This is a genomic window from Bacillus sp. cl96 (assembly GCF_900100505.1).
Lineage (GTDB): Bacteria > Bacillota > Bacilli > Bacillales > Bacillaceae_G > Bacillus_A > Bacillus_A cereus.
In genome coordinates this window covers 92,397-108,959 of record NZ_FNDM01000010.1, presented here as the reverse complement: position 1 = coordinate 108,959, position 16,563 = coordinate 92,397, and the positions used below count along the sequence as shown (strand labels likewise).

The following is a 16,563-nucleotide window of genomic DNA, read 5'->3' as shown; positions in this document are numbered from 1 at the left end:
TCACCTTTCATACGAAAATTAGGAGCAAATAATTGCTCCTAATTTTTTGTTAAGCTGCTTTACGTCTCCATAATACATATGCAAAAGCAATACATAATACACCCATACCTACTTCTGTTGCTGCACTATGAGAAGATGCTCCTGTTTTTGGTAGACTGTTATCGTTTCCGATTTTTTTATTCTTAACCGGTTCGTTATCTACAACTACTTTTAGATTTTCATCTTTTGTTTCTTGTTGTATTTGTTTTTGTTCTTTCGGTTCTTCAATAACTTCTTTTTCTACTACATTATTTTCTGGTTCAACGACCTTTTCTGGCTCTTCAATCGGTTTTGGCTTAATTACATCACCAGCGTCTACATTAGACCAATCATAAATAGATTTTCCCATTTCCTTAAATTGAAGTAATGCTAAAAGAGCCTGTTCTGTAGCCATTCCGTTACCATTTTGATCACCTGGTAACCATTTAAATTCACCATTTGAAAGTTGATATGATAATAGGTTTTGCATTGCCTTATGAAGACGATTTTGATCTACATCTTTAACAAGCGATAATCCAATAATTGCTTGCGCAGTACTATTTGAATTTTCTTGTCCATCAGCTGAAAAACCACCATTTTGCAGCTGTTCGTTATATAAATACGCAACAGCTTTTTGTATAGCTGGTTTCACATCTGATCGCTCTTGATAAGGAGCTAATGCTGATAAAACCATACCTGTTACATCAACGCTACTAGCACTATCTTTACTACCTGAACTATTATAAGTCCATCCACCGTCTGTATGCTGATTATTTAACAGTGCTTCAACTAAAGCAACTCGGTTCCATTTTGATTCAACTGGAATCTCATACTTCTTCGTATCAAATGCAAGTAAAGCAAATGCATAACCTGTAACAGAATTCACTTTATCTGACTCATACAATTTTTGAACTAAATTATGTCCACCTACATTTTTAGGGTCTGCACTCATTGCATTCATCATAATAATTGTTCTAGCTAAATCTGTCGCTGAAAAACGATTAATGCGCTTTTCTACTTTTTCAGTTACTGACTTAACATAATTTAATTTCGCCTCAATTGGCACATTCTTTCCAGAACGAGCAAGCGCTACAGCTACCCAGTCACTTTCAATTCCATCTTGTAACATTTTTTCAGATGTTTTTGAGATTGCTTCCTCTAATTGCTTCGCTGGAATTTGAACATTCTCTTGCTTTGGTTGTTCTGGTTTTTTACTATCTTGGTCACCTTGGTTTTTCCCATCTGGCGTTTTACCGTCTTGGTCACCTTGGTTTTTCCCATCTGGCGTTTTACCGTCTTGGTCACCCTGGTTTTTCCCATCTGGCGTTTTACCGTCTTGGTCACCTTGGTTTTTCCCATCTGGCGTTTTATCATCTTGACCTTCTGATTTTGGTTCTTCTGTTTTGCCACCGTTAGTTTCTTCTGTTTTACACGTCCCGAACTTATCTAACGTTTCTTTCAATGTTTCCTGGCTTATATTGCTCCAGTCTGAAACAAAGCGAAAGACAACAACATCTCCAGATTTTAATTTATAACTATCTGCTCCGACTTCTGCAGACTTATCATTTACATCATATAGCCAAGCACTTGTAGCCCCGGCCATTAAACCATCGATTCCTTTTACATATGTTCCAAACGACATCGTTTCAGATTCTACTTTGTCCCCCATGACCTTTTGCAGCAAACTTAAAGCTGTTTCCCCATCTTTAATTTGCTCTTCTTTCGGACATAACATAATGCCCTTTTGTGATTCCCCAATAATTGCAAGTTTTGCTGTATTTTCTTCAGCAAACGTAATATGTACTGTATTCGCAAAAGAAACAAATACAAGTGTCACTGCCATTAACGACGTAAGCAGCCACTTTTTCAACATTGCCATCCCAAAATTTCCTCCCTTACTACCATTTACACAAAAAAAGGCCCTTCAAGGGCGTGCGATTGACACTCTCTTTTTGTAAGTGTCGAACAAAAATGTACAACACCTCCTACCCGCATTATTCGCGGCTATATTTGTATAGGAAAAATAATTTTGTTTATGAACGTATCATTGTGATAACATTCACTTTTCTTGGCACAACTTACTTCCATTTAAGTTATCGTAAAACGATAAACCTATACATTCTGTAAATTTTAAATTTCTGTATTATTTTACTATTGACAAAGAATTTTGTCCATGCTTTATCGGATTTATTTTCTAAGAATAATAACTTATTAACTCTTAACGATGTAAACTCTTTTCACTAATAATGACGCCATCTTCATCCGCATAGACATATTCATTTGGATTCCAATCCACTTGTCCAAAGTGCAATGAAATATTTCGTTCTCCTTTTCCTTCTTTCACACTTCTATTTGGCATCGTTCCTAACGCTAAAATACCAATATTAATATTCTTTAGTTCACTAGAATCACGAACATACCCATTCACAATAATTCCTGCTAGCTTTCTTTCTTCCGCAATAGCTGCCAAATTATCACCAAGTAACGCACAATTCGTAGACGCTCCGCCATCAACAACTAATACTGTTCCTTCTGGTAATGTTTGCAATCCTTCCTTCACTAGTACATTATCATCTTTCACTTTTACAGTTGCAATTTTCCCGTGGAATTGTTCTTTCTTCCCAAAAGACCGAAAAGACTGGCGACATATTTGTAATTCCTTTTCAAATTCATCACATAGATCAGTAGTTTTCCACATCTTGTTCCCTCTTTTCCTTTTTCTTTCTACATAACATATTCTTGGCTTATTATCGTTTCCCTGTCTAATATTGCAATAATTTGTACGTGCGGGAAAAGGATACAAAAACTATTGCCTTAAGAAGCTACCTTTATTATAATCTATTTCACAGATTAAATTCAGAATATTAAAAATTAACCAAGTGAAGAAGGAGGGATTTTATGCAAATACAAACTGAGGCAAAAAAACAACCTAGTAAACAAAAGTTTAAAATGCCTGATGCGTACGTACTACTATTTTTTATTGCCTTACTTTGCGCCATTGCTACGTACTTCGTTCCTGCTGGAGAATTTAAAAGGGTTACAAACGGGACCGTTACAACGACAATACCAGGTAGCTACCATTCTGTTCCGCAATCACCCGTAGGATTTGTTTCTTTTTTTACCGCTATTGAAAAAGGAATGACACTTGCTGCTCCTATTATCTTTCTAATTTTATTTACAGGTGGAGCTATTGCAATTCTTGAAAAAACAGGTGCTCTTGACGGTTTAATCTATCATGTTATTAACAAATTTCGTAATCAGCAATTACTTTTCATTTGTATAGTTGCTGCGCTTTTTTCTATTCTTGGAACGACTGGTATTATCGTTAACTCAGTTATCGGTTTTATCCCCATCGGCATCATCGTTGCACGCACGTTAAAATGGGACGCTATCGTCGGTGTAGCAATTATTTATTTAGGCACTTATGCTGGTTTTAATGCTACTATTTTATCTCCCTCACCTTTAGGCATTTCACAAAAGATCGCAGAACTTCCGATGTTTTCCGGGATTGGTTTACGCACCGCAATCTATATATCTTTTTTACTTGCCACTATCCTTTATATAAATTGGTATGTAAAACGCTTGAAAAAATCAAATAAAGGAAGCATCCTTGGCGACAACTGGTTTCCCAGTAACGCTCTTTCAAGCGAAAAAGAAGCAGAGAAAAAAGAAGTCCCTTGGACGATACGTCATAAATTAATTTTACTCGTTTCAGCTTTATCATTAATTGCATTTTTAATAGGCGCTTTTCGTCTACATTGGACGGACGCAGAAATGACCGCTACTTTTATTTTCATAGCAATTACAGCAGGAATAATAGGTGGCATGAAAGCAAACGATATCGCATCCACTTTTCTAACTGGCTGCCAAAATCTTATCTACGGTGCTTTAATCGTCGGAATGGCTCGCTGTATTTCAGTCATTTTAGAACAAGGCAAATTACTTGATACTATCGTTAACCAGCTCGCACAGTCTCTTGAAGGACAAAGCCCTGTATTTGGCGTTATCGGTATGTACGTAAGTAGTGCTGCATTACATTTCCTTATTTCATCCGGGACAGGAGAATCGGTTATTTTTATTCCGATATTAGCTCCATTAGCTGATTTCATGCACATTACACGCCAAGTTACAGTACAGGCTGTTATGCTCGGAGAAGGTGTAGTAAACTGCTTAAATCCAACTTCCGGTGTTTTAATGGGCGTTCTCGCAGCAAGCGGGATTTCTTATGGAAAATGGATTCGTTTCATGGCTCCACTTGCACTCATTTGGTTTATCATTGGACTTGTTTTTCTTATTGTTGGGGTGAATATTGAGTGGGGACCTTACTAAATACTTAACTAGATAAATAAGTACTATCGTTCCATATAAATATCTATTCTATTTCCCTCACTAGTCCTATAAAAATCATTTATTCTAGTAAAAATATAAGAAGGGATTGATCATAATGATCAATCCCTTTTATCAAAATATAATACCTTTAAAAATCTTAGTTCCAGATTTTATTTACCCATTCTGGATGATCAATAAAAGGGTTGCGGTTATGTTGATATTTTGTAAAAATCACTTCATTACGCTTTCGCTCTAAATCATCGACCGGGTCTTGTTCATTCCATTTTAATAAGACAGATAGTTTCCCCATGTATGGATCTTTATTGTTATTCACTTTTTCATTTAGTTCTAAATCTATTTCGCCGTTGTCTCCCTCGTAACGAACAGCCATATAAAACAGCATTCTAGCAATATCTCCTTTTACACTATCACGAGGTTCCCAAGAATCACTATCATATTTACATTCTGTCGCTTCAGAATGATTTACACCACCGTTATCAAAATCTAGATTTCCACGTGAACTATTTACAGATACATCCGTCGCTCTTAAATGATGTAGATCTGTTCCAGGTCCTGCAGTCGTTCCAAAGTCACCGTGAGATTTTGCCCAAACATGCTCTCGGTTCCAGTTATTTACTCCTGATCCATTCGTAAGTTTCCCTTGCGAACGACCAGTATATAAGAGTATCACATTATTTTTATTATTCGGATCTTCATCAGTATCTCTTAACGCTTCCCAAACCGCACTGTATGATAACTTTGTATGATTATCAATAATATTATGCAATTCCTTCTTTAATTCTAACCCCGTTTTTCCTATTGCGTTATTATAATATGTATCGTCATAATTTTTTACAATAATCTCCTGTGCTGATGCAGGAACCACTTCACCATGTATAATAGTATCTGTGAATGATAGAGATGCAGAACCTAAAATAAAAAATGAAGATAGTGTAACCATAGCAATCTTTGTATTTCGAAACTTCATATACCCATTCCCCTTTAAAATATAATTTAAAGCTATTAACTAAAAAGTGCTTTCTAACCCCCGAAACCTTTTAGAAACCCATACCCCTTTTCTGTTTATTTAATACAAGACTCTATCCAGTCTGTATCACTTCTAAACTTTTTGTTTATTCACATTCCAAACAATTTCACTTTTTACAAGGAATATCCTTTTCTTATAAAGATTATTAACATATTCTTTACAACTAAAAAGTAGTTTAATATTAACTTATAAATTTAAATTTATTTATGCAATAATGCATATTTGATAAATACTTTAAAAACAGTTTGAATAAAATGCATTCAAAGAAAACCGTGCCACAAAACAGATACGGTCTAAGACAGAAATAATAAAAATTAAGATGATAGCTCGACTTTTCCCTTTTCCATAACTATCTTTATTTTTGTGTAAAACCTTTCTTTCTCTGAATAATACGTACAAAAATAGATTGGATACCATGTAGGCACCAATCTATTTTAATTAAAGAAACTGTGTCAATTCTGAGTTCACAACACGTTGTGCAGTAATAATAACATTTTCAGCTGTTAGTCCATAAACACTATATAGTCCACCAGGTTGATTAGGAACAATTTGAACTTCATATTCAAATGCTTGTCCAAGAGCAGGATGAACTAAACTTAGAGTTGCAAAAGTAGAAGCATTAGAATTCACATTGAAGTTTACCTGTTCAATTAATACTAATGAACCGTCAAGTCTAAAAACTCTAGCTACTCCAGTAAGTGGGCCCGCAGTACGGTTAAGGATCTTCACCCTAACTTTATTTGCATTAGCAGGTTGATTTCCTACGTTTTCAATTGGTCCTGTAGTAAGAGCCATATAACACCACCTCCATTATATTATTATTATATTCAATGATAAACATTAATGTTATAGTCTAATTACCCAATTTATTTAAAATAAAAAAATGCTCGTTTTTATCGCGTGAATTAATAAAAACGAACATTTTATAATGAATGAATTCGCAAAAAATAAATTCATATACTAAACTAAATCAACCTACAACAACCGTTTTTTTACAGACAATTCCTCTCCCTTCCGACTTCCTCACTTTCGCCTAATATTGAACCGGAAATCTTTCTACCCGCATGTTGCGAGATAAAATGCGTATCCATCCAATTCACAATTATTTCTTCCAGCTCTGGATGAAGGGGCTTTCCCGCTCCTTTTTCATAATTCTTTTTAAACTCTAAAGCTTTGAACTCCCCCTCAAAACCTTTTAAACTATGATCCATATCTTTTATTACATGTACTTCAGAATCACCCTTCACATAATCACCAATCCGCTTCGCTCTTTCAGGGTCAGCCTGAATATCTTTATCACCAGCAATAGCTAGTACTGGACATGTTACTTGTTGTAAATCTTTATAAATATCATGCTGAAAATGCTCTCTAAACCACTTTGCGTTCATCGGTTTAAAACCAACTTTAATCGTATCTTTTTCTGTATTCATCATTTTCTCTTTTATTTTTTCCATCTGCTTTTCTCCACGTTTCTCCACATTGAGAAGACGCATTAATTTTCCTTTTATTCCTTTCTGCTCTTTTAGTTCTTTATATGCAATTTCTCTTTGTCTTTTCGTAGCTTCTTCTAATGATTCCGCAGCTCCTGTAAGAAGGATGAGCCCATTAACTGGTGTTCTTGCATTTACTACTGTTGCCAACATACACCCTTCACTATGACCAGCCAAAATGATATTTTCTGGATCAACAAATGGTTGTTCTTTTAAATACGTAATCGTAGACTCTATATCACTAACTAAATCCCACATTCCAGTCTTCATGATATCTCCGTCACTCTTTCCTACTCCGCGCTTATCAAAGCGGAGCGTCACCACGCCCAGTTGCGCCAATATATGCGCTAAATCTTTATATATGTTCGACGCAAGCTTTAGCGGTAGAATCGTTCCATCACGATCAATCTCCCCAGATCCCGCGATAATGACAACAGCCGCATACTTCCCGTCAACTTTGGGCCTTGTAATCGTACCTTGTAAAGTAAACTCACTATTGATCGCTACTTCATATTCATCAAAAGTCATCATTTTGTCACCCCTATTCTTTTATATCCAATTTAAATTTCAAACTCGTTATTATATTTTTATACTCTCTTACATCTTTCATTGGAGAAAAAACTGGATTCTCTGCAATAGTTTGTAACATGCTTCGCTTTATAATCTCTTCATTTCTAACTGTTTTAGCACCAAGTGGAAATTCTGCAAACCATCCATCAATCGCATCAAAATAGGAATCGCCGTGTAAATGCAGGCTATTTACTGTGAAGCTATTCGTACAAACCGCTGCATATTTCCGTAGCATTTCTAATGAACCTTCAAAATTCCCTTGCATGCAATATACTTGTGCAGCAGCATAGTATACTTTTAAAGTCATATTGGGATGTAACGTTTCTAATTCATATATATCTATTAACATAAAAGCTCTATTTAAAATTACCTCTACTTTTTCAGCGCTTGAAGCATTTACTACTACATAATTCGGTATTGTCCCAACGAGTTGTATTAAATGTTGATACATACTAATTTGCATCACTTCATTTGCCTTCTCAGTATTTCCAAGCATTTGATACGCCTGTGCGATTAGATCTTCCTCTGGAAAGTTAGGACGTATCGTTTCGCCAAGTAATTGAAGCACCTCATTTGGTCTATTGAGTATAAGATAGCAAGTTGCTTGAAACGATGCCGCCTCTTTCACAAGAGAAACATCGTCACTTTCTTCCTGCACTCTGCTAAAGAGATTCATTGCCTCTTCTAAAATTTCAATTCCTCTATCCGTGTCCTCTGTTAACATGTGATGATTAATAAAAAGTATTCCTATTTGAATTAATAATGGAAAACAAGAATAATATTTTTTGATTATTCCCCTGCACTCCATCATTACTTCATCAAACGGTTCTTCACTAAAAGCTTCGGCTAGTCGATGATATAAATTTTTAATATCTTCCTGCTCCATTTGTGGTGTATAACTAATTAGTTCATCTATACTTATGTTAAAGTACGATGCTAACAGTGGTAAAAATGTAATATCCGGATAACTTTGCCCTGTCTCCCATTTAGAAACAGACGCCTTCGTAATACCGATATACGCCGCTAACTCTTCCTGCGTAATTCCCTTTTCTTTTCTCTTATCCGCAATTATTTTATGAATGTTTATCTCCTTCACATCATCACCTCATACTTTTATTATATGCTTTTATTTCACACAAAATATGGATTTAAAGTCGACTTTCGTTAACAAAATCAACTGTTAGGAAACATCTCTCTAAAATGAAAGGCAGGAACATATTTGATATGTTCCTGCCTTTTTATTGTGGGGTACCGATACTAGCCCTCTAGTTAAGATTTTGAAGTGCTGCAAAATCAAAAATTTTATCTCACCACAGTTTTCTATGGGAATCCAGTGAACATTTTATTTACATAATTTTCGTTATTGGTAGTTAATACATCTAGAAGTCTACAAAAATATCCTCCAGTTAAGTACTCTGGAGGATATTCATATTTACATAATCATTCTTAAAAGAAGCCACACAAAATGAAACCTCTTTAGCTCCCAAAAGGCTTACTCTTATCTATTAATAACTGTACATCGTCTTGCTCCTCTACAGATTAAACGCTCGGCTTCTCTTAATGAAATTGGAACAAGTACAGCTTCATCAACATCGTCTTCTACATCAAAAACCGCAAATGCTTCCCCACCCACGATTAAAACACAAATGAATTCTACTTCTAAATCATCATGAGACCTAGGAATACAATTAGAAATAGTACAACGTTGAATCCCCCCTGCTAACAATGTTCTAGCTTCTTGCTCAGATATTCGAATAAAAACAAATTCCTCTATGGCTACATTTCCAAATTCCACTTCAATTTCTACTAGAAGAAAGAATCTGTTTCTAATTCTCACTATACAATTTGCCCCAATTGAAATAATATCTTCATTCATTCTTTTCACCTCCTTTAATACTATATAATTCATAAAGAGGTGAAATGGTGTGGACAAGCAAACAAAAAAGTTGTTTTTTGAAATGTGAGACATCAGTTAACAACTATCATCAAAAAAACAGAAAAAACAACCTACACGACAGGTAGTTTTCTCTGTTTTTAGTCTGTATACAATATTCAAACCTAGTTAACATAACGTCTCATTATCGGTAGCAGTGAAAAAGGAGAACCCTGCTCTCACACAGGAACCTTCTTTTTAGTTCTATGACTCAATACATGTTGTATACATTCCTATCCTGGTACCGTTTTAGGGTTCTTGTTTGTTACTGGATTAGCAAAAAAACTGTATAAAATCTTGCATACTCTTAGCATAGGGGGGTTCAAACATACTGACATTCCCGAATATACGCTTTCTTATTGCATTTCTTGAACCTTCATTAAAACACTCTCCCGTCCTTTGTCTATCTTTAAAAGTGACTCTAGTTGTTTATTTTAAGTCCTTCTCCCAAAGCCAAACAAACAATTCAGATTACATGCCTATATCAAACTAAACATTCAATCTTTATCCAGTTTGTAAATAAAAAAGGACAATCAGCCCTCACCAATCGGGCTTTTACGGGCAGTTGATCCCCACCTAATTTCTTTGCTTCCGCTGAAATTTGAGATGAGGGTCTTACTGCCCGGCAAATAGCGGGATAAAACTAGAACTTCTTTTCCTATGTATATTTACTTCGTTACCTCTCCAAACTGCGCTCTCGTCACTTTCGCCAAGTCATCTACTTTAAGCTCAATTTGTATACCAATTTTCCCGCCACTTACAATCATCGTTTCAAGTGATTGGGCGCTTTCATCGATACATGTAGAAAATAACTTTTTCATTCCGACTGGCGAACAACCGCCGCGAATATATCCTGAAACTTTCGTAATATCTTTTACAGGAATCATTTCAATTTTCTTTTCACTTACTGCTTTTGCGGCAGCTTTTAAATTTAGTTCCTCATCTACCGGAATAATAAACACATGATAATTTTTACTATTCCCTTGAGCGATTAACGTTTTATATACTTCTCTCACTTCTCGTCCAATTTTCTCGGCTACTGATACGCCATCAATTTTCCCATCGTCTGGATCATATGACATCATCGAATATTCAATTTTTTCTTTATCTAATATTCGCATCGCATTTGTTTTATCTTTTTTCATAGTGATCTCCTTAAAAGGTTATTTCATATTATTAAGTTTTATTATACACCCTTTTCCATTTCTCCTACATAACTTCACGTATATTTCAAAACTAAAAATATTGATAATTCAAAAATCATCTGATATAATTTGGAAAAACTTACGTTAAGGAGAGATTTGTAATGCGAAATTTTAATACTTCTTTCCAACTTCATCATCATACGTAACGCCGTGTATCCGAAGAAAAATTTTTCTTCGTGGGTACAGGGCTTTTCCTGTTGACCCACGAAGCGTTCATAAAGCTATGTGGGTATTTATATACCTGCATAGCTTTTTTAAATTTGAAAAAGGAGTGATTATGATGGAAATGAGAAATGTAAAGGGAACGAAAGACTATTTACCAGAGGAGCAAGTGCTGCGAAATAAAATTAAAAGAGCTTGTGAAGATACGTTTGAACGATACGGATGCAAACCGTTAGAAACACCAACGTTAAATATGTATGAGCTTATGTCATACAAGTACGGCGGTGGTGATGAAATATTAAAAGAAATATATACACTTCAGGATCAAGGAAAACGCGACCTTGCCTTACGATACGATTTGACAATTCCATTCGCAAAAGTCGTGGCAATGAATCCGAACCTCCGCCTCCCTTTTAAACGTTATGAGATTGGGAAAGTATTTCGAGATGGGCCAATTAAACAAGGAAGATTTCGTGAATTTATACAATGCGACGTTGATATAGTTGGTGTTGAGTCTGTCATGGCAGAAGCTGAACTTATGAGTATGGCGTTTGAACTGTTCCAAACGTTAAACTTAGAAGTAACGATCCAATATAACAACCGAAAATTATTAAACGGTATTCTCGAGTCTATTAACATCCCTACTGAGTTAACGAGTGACGTCATTTTGTCATTAGATAAAATCGAAAAGATTGGGATTGATGGTGTACGAAAAGATGTATTAGAGCGCGGGATTTCTGAAGAAATGGCTGATACGATATGTAATACCGTATTATCTTGTCTAAAGCTTACTATCGCTGACTTTAAAGAAGCTTTCAATAATCCACTCGTTGCCGATGGAGTAAACGAATTACAACAATTACAGCAATATTTAATCGCCCTTGGAATAAATGAAAATACGATATTCAACCCGTTTTTAGCGCGAGGACTCACAATGTATACAGGTACTGTATATGAAATCTTTTTAAAAGATAGATCGATTACATCTAGCATCGGTAGCGGCGGCCGTTACGATAACATTATCGGAGCATTCCGTGGTGATAATATGAACTATCCAACAGTCGGTATTTCATTCGGTTTAGACGTTATTTATACAGCACTATCGCAGAAAGAAACAATCTCATCTACAGCGGATCTATTTATCATCCCACTCGGGACAGAGTTACAATGCTTACCAATTGCCCAGCAATTACGTTCTACCACTTCCTTAAAAGTCGAACTAGAACTAGCAGGACGCAAATTAAAACGTGCCCTTAATTATGCCAATAAAGAGAATATCCCTTATGTGCTTATTATTGGGGAAAACGAACTTAGTACAAACACTGTTGTGTTGCGGAATATGAAGGAAGGTAGTGAGGTGAAGGTTCCGATTTCTTCTTTAAGTAATTATTTATAATACGAACCACCCTCGTTTGGGTGGTTTTTCTATTTTATAGATACCCAACAATTAGTTTACATAAAATTATTATATTCTATTAAAAATACAAATAAACAATATCCAATTATCTATTTTTTTTGGTAATATATAGATATGAATTGTTTTAGGAGGATTCACTTTGAAAACCTACATTCAAGCACTAAAGTGGACTACAGGGATCTATCATCTTTTATTATTTCCTTGTTATTATGTATTTCCAAGTCTTGTTAACCTATATGGGTTACCTTTACTACTATTGATTGTTTTACATATCAATACTATTTTATTAGCTAAAAAAGAAGGCATGAATACGTACCCTCATTATATCGGTATTATCGTTACTCTAGTTGCCTTCTTTCCTTATATAGACATCTTTCTACATATGATAGCAGCCATTTTCCTTTTATTAGATGCTGCTTCTACGAATGCAAAAGAAGTGTATGATTCATAACAGGATGAAATGAAACTTTAATCAGTAGAGTTTTGAAGTCGGTTAGCAAATTGCAAAACTTACACAATAACTTCATTGCTAACACCCAAAAAGGATTTACTTTTTAAGTAAATCCTTTTTTAAATTCCCCTCCTTACTCCAGAATAATAAAAGAATATTCTGTATAATTTTTATAAATTTCTAAATATTTATAATACATTCGAATTAACATACATTTTAGTTATGTAAAAAATCTAAGTTTTAAGGAGATGAATCCATGCTTAAAAAGTTGGTAGCAGGTGCATTATTAACTGTTTCGTCGTTAACTGGAGGAATGGGATTAGTATCAGCTAGTACCGAAAAAGATTATACGATTTCCTCTTTCGAATATGTAACTGTAGATGAAAAGACTGTTGATTCGTTTAACAAATTGAGTGCTCCATCAAGGGAAGACGTAAAAATAACGTTAGTTCTACCGAAACAAAATCAAAATGGAGACTGGTTATCTTATGGATTTTCGAGCAAAGAAAGTTTAGAGTCTTTTATTGAAAAAGATAAACAAAGGTTGAATCATTCAATCACTCCCCTTGGTGTTGGAGGAAGCGGACCTGGTAGTACAGACTTCTATAAACTCACAAATCAAGGTAGCGAGTATTTTTCACTAAGTAGCGGTTATAAAAACTTGTCTGCTAGTTGGCAAAATCAAATTGTTTCTGTACGTACAGCAGCTCCTACTGCTAGCTATTCAACAACACTATGGGAACGTACTTCAACTGACGGATATGGAAAAGGTGTTGTTTTTAAACATGCTGATTGGTATGGTCAAACTGCAAACTTAAATAACTTTCCAACTTCAGCAGTTGAAGTTAAAAAGTAAAAAATATAGAAATAAAAGGTGTTTTCATGTATGAAAGCACCTTTTATTTCTTCTATAACAATTTCAACTCTTAATTATTATTTTTCGTATTCCTATTCTCCAAAACCTTCTCCATATTATGAGTTGCCCATTCCATCATTAATAGAATCACTGGACGTAGTGATTCACCAAGCTCAGTTAACGAATATTCAACTTTAGGTGGCACTTCACGGTATACTTCACGATGTATAATGCCATCAGCTTCAAGTTCTCTCAGCTGCAGCGTTAACATTCTTTGTGTGATATTTGGTTTTAATCTTTTTAATTCATTAAAGCGCTTTGTACCATCTAATAAATGATACAAAATTACCCCTTTCCATTTCCCTCCAATCACCTCAACCATAGCTTCAACTGGACAAGAATATTTATTTAAAAATGGGTAATTTATATTATTTTCGTTTGGACAATCCATAATAAATCCCTTCCCTTAACAATAGTATCTTTTTTGATACTATATCACATAAATGTGCGTACTTGTATCTATGTTACTTTAAAAATATAATTTACTTACAAAAATAAATTCATGAAAAGAGGAACTTTTATGACAAATACAAACGAAATTACAAAAGAAAAGATTATGGAGGCTTTTCATTTCAGACATGCATGTAAAGAATTCGATCCTATGCACAAAATTTCAGAAGAGGATTTTAAATTTATTTTAGAAACAGGCAGATTATCTCCTTCTTCTTTTGGATATGAGCCTTGGAAATTTATTGTCGTACAAAATAAAGAATTAAGAGAAAAACTACAACCGTATTCATGGGGCGCTGGTGGGCAACTTGCAACAGCTAGTCATTTTGTTATTGTTCTTTCAAGAAACATTAAAGATATGCATTATGATGCAGAGTATATTAAATATATGATGAACGATATTATTGGATTGCCTGAAGACACTCAAAAAATTAGATATGAATTCTTCAAAAAGTTCCAGGAAACAGATTTTAACTTATTACAATCCGATCGTGCTGTATTTGATTGGGCATCTAAACAAACTTATATTGCTTTAGGTAATATGATGACGAGCGCAGCTCAAATCGGTATTGATTCTTGTCCAATAGAAGGATTTGATAAAGAGGAAGTAGATTCTTTACTTCGTCAAGAAGGCATTATACAAGACGATAACTTTGAAGTATCAGTTATGGTTGCCTTTGGTTACCGTAAAGAAGAGCCAAAGCGTGATAAAACAAGACAGACTATGGATACAATTGTTGAATGGATTAAGTAATATAGCACAGACAAATAATGCTCCTAATAGCTGGATACTTATACTAAAGAACTATCAGTCGTTTTTCTTATGTATGAATTTGGTTTTTCATGGAAAGATATGTTAGTATGTATACAGTTTGAGTGCTCTATTTTTAGAGTCGAACAGGAGGAGAATGAATATGTCTGATATTGAAGTTGGCGAAGTGTTTACTCTTAGTGATGAGAATAACGAAGAGCAAGAAGTAGAAGTACTTGGAGCGATGGATGTCGAAGGTGCAGAGTATATTGCTGTTGCCTTTGTTGAAGATATCCAAACAGAAACTGAGGAAGACATTGATATTTTCTTTTTAAAAGTAGAAGAAGATAATGAGTTTTCATACATTGAAAATGATGAAGAGTTTGATAAAGTATCTACTGCGTTTGAAAAGATTTTGGATGAGCAAGAGCAAGAATAGTATGAATGAAAAACACGCGGGCGGATGTATATCCGCCCTCTTTTTATTTATTACTCATCCAGAGACTCACGCAGTAATTGCAGTACATCTTTCATCGCAAAAGGTCCATCTTTTTTAACATGTTCCGCAAATTCTGAAACGAGACGTAATGTTCTCACACTTTCGATTGGATGCTCTCCTGATGCACTTTCAGCTGAAAGCATAACTGCATTCGTCCCGTCCAGTACAGCTTGAAACACATCAGTCACCTCTGCCCTTGTTGGAATAGAATGATCTACCATAGATTGAAGCATTTGTGTTGCTGTAATGACATATGTATTCGTTCGATTACATTCCTGAATCATCATTTTCTGTAAAAGCGGAATGCATTGATACGGTAACTCTACTCCTAAATCGCCCCTTGCAATCATAATTCCATCTGCTTCTTTACATATATCTTGAAAATTCTCGATTGCTTCCATCGTTTCTATTTTTGCAATTACATTAGGTGACGTTTCTTTATACTGTTGTATAAAATCTCGTATTTCTTTTATATGACTAGGTTTTCTTACGAAAGAACACGCGATAAAATCAACATTCTCTTCTAAAAGAAACTGAATATCTTTTTTATCTTTCTCTGTAATAGCTGGTAAACGAACAGCCGCATCTGGTAAATTAACTCCTTTATGAGATGAGATATTGCCACCTGTTTTTACCTTCGTTTCTATTTTGTCCGTACTTATCTTTTCAACAATTAATTCAACTTCTCCATCATTAATTAAAATTCTACTGCCTACTTTCACATCATTCGCAATTCCTTCATAATCAACGCTTGCTTCTGTATTACTCCCTGTAACTGGTTGTGTATGTAAAATAAAAGAATCTCCTGCCTGAAGTGTAATTTGCTCTCCCTTCACTTCACCTAATCTTATTTTAGGACCTTGTACATCACCCAAAAATTTAATAGAGTCATCTAATGATTTCACTAAACGAATGATGTCTTTATGACTTTCATGCGTGCCATGCGATAAATTCAGTCGAACAATTTTCATACCATTCTTTATTAACTGTGCTAACGTTTCTTTATTATTACTTGCGGGTCCAATTGTACAAATTCGATCGATTGTCATTTTTGTCACCATCCTTTTTTTAATAAGTTTCCCATATGAACTTAAAAATAACAGAGATTCTGACATGAATAGATTTAAATTTACATGAATTTCATAAAATTAAACCTGTATCCCTTGCTGGCTAAGCATTAGAAGATATATTCGCTTTTTTGCAAATGAAGACATGTTGAATCGAAAGTAAAAGAAAAGTTAAGTATGGGATAAACCATTGAGAGTTTCGAAATTTTCATATATTGTATGAATTGAGTTCGAACTCAAAAATTTAAAAAGGTGGG

The 16,563-nt window shown here is 34.7% G+C and carries 16 protein-coding genes; 6 read left to right on the top strand and 10 right to left on the bottom strand.

Annotated features, from left to right (window positions below):
• Positions 1-49 precede the first annotated feature (49 nt).
• Together BLT20_RS20810 and rraA are read right to left on the bottom strand one after the other, a co-directional pair.
• Positions 50-1,897: a DUF4430 domain-containing protein gene (locus BLT20_RS20810; protein ID WP_061685344.1), complete on the bottom strand. Its 1,848-nt coding sequence runs from the start codon at positions 1,895-1,897 to the stop codon at positions 50-52.
• Between the two features lie 339 nt (positions 1,898-2,236).
• Entirely contained in the window at positions 2,237-2,716 is a 480-nt protein-coding gene (rraA, locus tag BLT20_RS20805) for a ribonuclease E activity regulator RraA (protein ID WP_000266037.1), read from the bottom strand.
• Between the two features lie 200 nt (positions 2,717-2,916).
• Here rraA and BLT20_RS20800 point away from each other — a divergent pair, with 200 nt between their 5' ends.
• Complete coding sequence (locus tag BLT20_RS20800) at positions 2,917-4,347, top strand: YfcC family protein (protein ID WP_001166974.1); 1,431 nt, start codon at positions 2,917-2,919, stop codon at positions 4,345-4,347.
• Between the two features lie 157 nt (positions 4,348-4,504).
• Here BLT20_RS20800 and BLT20_RS20795 read toward each other — a convergent pair whose 3' ends face one another.
• The 6 genes from BLT20_RS20795 to ybaK all read right to left on the bottom strand — a co-directional run bounded on the left by BLT20_RS20795 (position 4,505) and on the right by ybaK (position 10,533).
• On the bottom strand, positions 4,505-5,335 hold the full coding sequence (locus tag BLT20_RS20795; RefSeq protein WP_000672196.1) for an endonuclease I family protein: 831 nt from the start codon (positions 5,333-5,335) through the stop codon (positions 4,505-4,507).
• 498 nt (positions 5,336-5,833) lie between these two features.
• On the bottom strand, positions 5,834-6,190 hold the full coding sequence (locus BLT20_RS20790) for a hypothetical protein (RefSeq protein ID WP_001229415.1): 357 nt from the start codon (positions 6,188-6,190) through the stop codon (positions 5,834-5,836).
• 197 nt (positions 6,191-6,387) lie between these two features.
• Complete coding sequence (locus BLT20_RS20785; RefSeq protein WP_000988169.1) at positions 6,388-7,416, bottom strand: alpha/beta hydrolase family protein; 1,029 nt, start codon at positions 7,414-7,416, stop codon at positions 6,388-6,390.
• 10 nt (positions 7,417-7,426) lie between these two features.
• Positions 7,427-8,551, bottom strand: a complete 1,125-nt coding sequence (locus BLT20_RS20780; RefSeq protein WP_000659025.1) for a helix-turn-helix domain-containing protein — start codon at positions 8,549-8,551, stop codon at positions 7,427-7,429.
• Positions 8,552-8,953: 402 nt separating this feature from the next.
• Positions 8,954-9,331: a hypothetical protein gene (locus BLT20_RS20775; protein ID WP_001001282.1), complete on the bottom strand. Its 378-nt coding sequence runs from the start codon at positions 9,329-9,331 to the stop codon at positions 8,954-8,956.
• A 725-nt stretch (positions 9,332-10,056) separates the two neighbouring features.
• Positions 10,057-10,533 carry a Cys-tRNA(Pro) deacylase gene (gene ybaK / locus BLT20_RS20770; RefSeq protein WP_000710860.1) on the bottom strand — a complete coding sequence of 159 codons (477 nt, stop codon included), beginning with the start codon at positions 10,531-10,533 and terminating at the stop codon, positions 10,057-10,059.
• A gap of 340 nt (positions 10,534-10,873) precedes the next feature.
• Between ybaK and BLT20_RS20765 the strand changes: the two genes are divergently transcribed.
• The 3 genes from BLT20_RS20765 (at position 10,874) to BLT20_RS20755 (ending at position 13,479) form a co-directional block, all read left to right on the top strand.
• Positions 10,874-12,151 (top strand): histidine--tRNA ligase, encoded by a 1,278-nt coding sequence (locus BLT20_RS20765; protein ID WP_000425985.1) that lies wholly within the window; start codon positions 10,874-10,876, stop codon positions 12,149-12,151.
• Positions 12,152-12,311: 160 nt separating this feature from the next.
• A complete protein-coding gene (locus tag BLT20_RS20760; protein ID WP_000860706.1) occupies positions 12,312-12,623 on the top strand; it encodes a hypothetical protein in 312 nt (103 codons plus the stop codon).
• A 256-nt stretch (positions 12,624-12,879) separates the two neighbouring features.
• Positions 12,880-13,479, top strand: coding sequence for a hypothetical protein (locus BLT20_RS20755; RefSeq protein WP_000914427.1), 600 nt, complete (start codon positions 12,880-12,882; stop codon positions 13,477-13,479).
• 70 nt (positions 13,480-13,549) lie between these two features.
• Here BLT20_RS20755 and BLT20_RS20750 read toward each other — a convergent pair whose 3' ends face one another.
• Entirely contained in the window at positions 13,550-13,930 is a 381-nt protein-coding gene (locus BLT20_RS20750) for a winged helix-turn-helix transcriptional regulator (protein ID WP_000340579.1), read from the bottom strand.
• A gap of 129 nt (positions 13,931-14,059) precedes the next feature.
• On the opposite strand from BLT20_RS20750, the gene BLT20_RS20745 reads away from it, so the two are divergent.
• Positions 14,060-14,743 (top strand): NAD(P)H-dependent oxidoreductase, encoded by a 684-nt coding sequence (locus tag BLT20_RS20745; RefSeq protein WP_000185713.1) that lies wholly within the window; start codon positions 14,060-14,062, stop codon positions 14,741-14,743.
• A 154-nt stretch (positions 14,744-14,897) separates the two neighbouring features.
• On the top strand, positions 14,898-15,179 hold the full coding sequence (locus BLT20_RS20740; RefSeq protein ID WP_002026117.1) for a DUF1292 domain-containing protein: 282 nt from the start codon (positions 14,898-14,900) through the stop codon (positions 15,177-15,179).
• Positions 15,180-15,229: 50 nt separating this feature from the next.
• On the opposite strand, the gene BLT20_RS20735 is transcribed toward BLT20_RS20740, so the two are convergent.
• Positions 15,230-16,288, bottom strand: a complete 1,059-nt coding sequence (locus BLT20_RS20735) for a pyruvate kinase (RefSeq protein ID WP_000151079.1) — start codon at positions 16,286-16,288, stop codon at positions 15,230-15,232.
• Positions 16,289-16,563 lie beyond the last annotated feature (275 nt).

Bases quoted from the DNA above. Each gene is read 5' to 3' on its own strand.
- BLT20_RS20810 (WP_061685344.1), bottom strand. From the start codon at position 1,897: ATGGCAATGTTGAAAAAGTGGCTGCTTACGTCGTTAATGGCAGTGACA.
- rraA (WP_000266037.1), bottom strand. From the start codon at position 2,716: ATGTGGAAAACTACTGATCTATGTGATGAATTTGAAAAGGAATTACAA.
- BLT20_RS20800 (WP_001166974.1), top strand. From the start codon at position 2,917: ATGCAAATACAAACTGAGGCAAAAAAACAACCTAGTAAACAAAAGTTT.
- BLT20_RS20795 (WP_000672196.1), bottom strand. From the start codon at position 5,335: ATGAAGTTTCGAAATACAAAGATTGCTATGGTTACACTATCTTCATTT.
- BLT20_RS20790 (WP_001229415.1), bottom strand. From the start codon at position 6,190: ATGGCTCTTACTACAGGACCAATTGAAAACGTAGGAAATCAACCTGCT.
- BLT20_RS20785 (WP_000988169.1), bottom strand. From the start codon at position 7,416: ATGATGACTTTTGATGAATATGAAGTAGCGATCAATAGTGAGTTTACT.
- BLT20_RS20775 (WP_001001282.1), bottom strand. From the start codon at position 9,331: ATGAATGAAGATATTATTTCAATTGGGGCAAATTGTATAGTGAGAATT.
- ybaK (WP_000710860.1), bottom strand. From the start codon at position 10,533: ATGAAAAAAGATAAAACAAATGCGATGCGAATATTAGATAAAGAAAAA.
- BLT20_RS20765 (WP_000425985.1), top strand. From the start codon at position 10,874: ATGGAAATGAGAAATGTAAAGGGAACGAAAGACTATTTACCAGAGGAG.
- BLT20_RS20755 (WP_000914427.1), top strand. From the start codon at position 12,880: ATGCTTAAAAAGTTGGTAGCAGGTGCATTATTAACTGTTTCGTCGTTA.
- BLT20_RS20750 (WP_000340579.1), bottom strand. From the start codon at position 13,930: ATGGATTGTCCAAACGAAAATAATATAAATTACCCATTTTTAAATAAA.
- BLT20_RS20745 (WP_000185713.1), top strand. From the start codon at position 14,060: ATGACAAATACAAACGAAATTACAAAAGAAAAGATTATGGAGGCTTTT.
- BLT20_RS20740 (WP_002026117.1), top strand. From the start codon at position 14,898: ATGAATATGTCTGATATTGAAGTTGGCGAAGTGTTTACTCTTAGTGAT.
- BLT20_RS20735 (WP_000151079.1), bottom strand. From the start codon at position 16,288: ATGACAATCGATCGAATTTGTACAATTGGACCCGCAAGTAATAATAAA.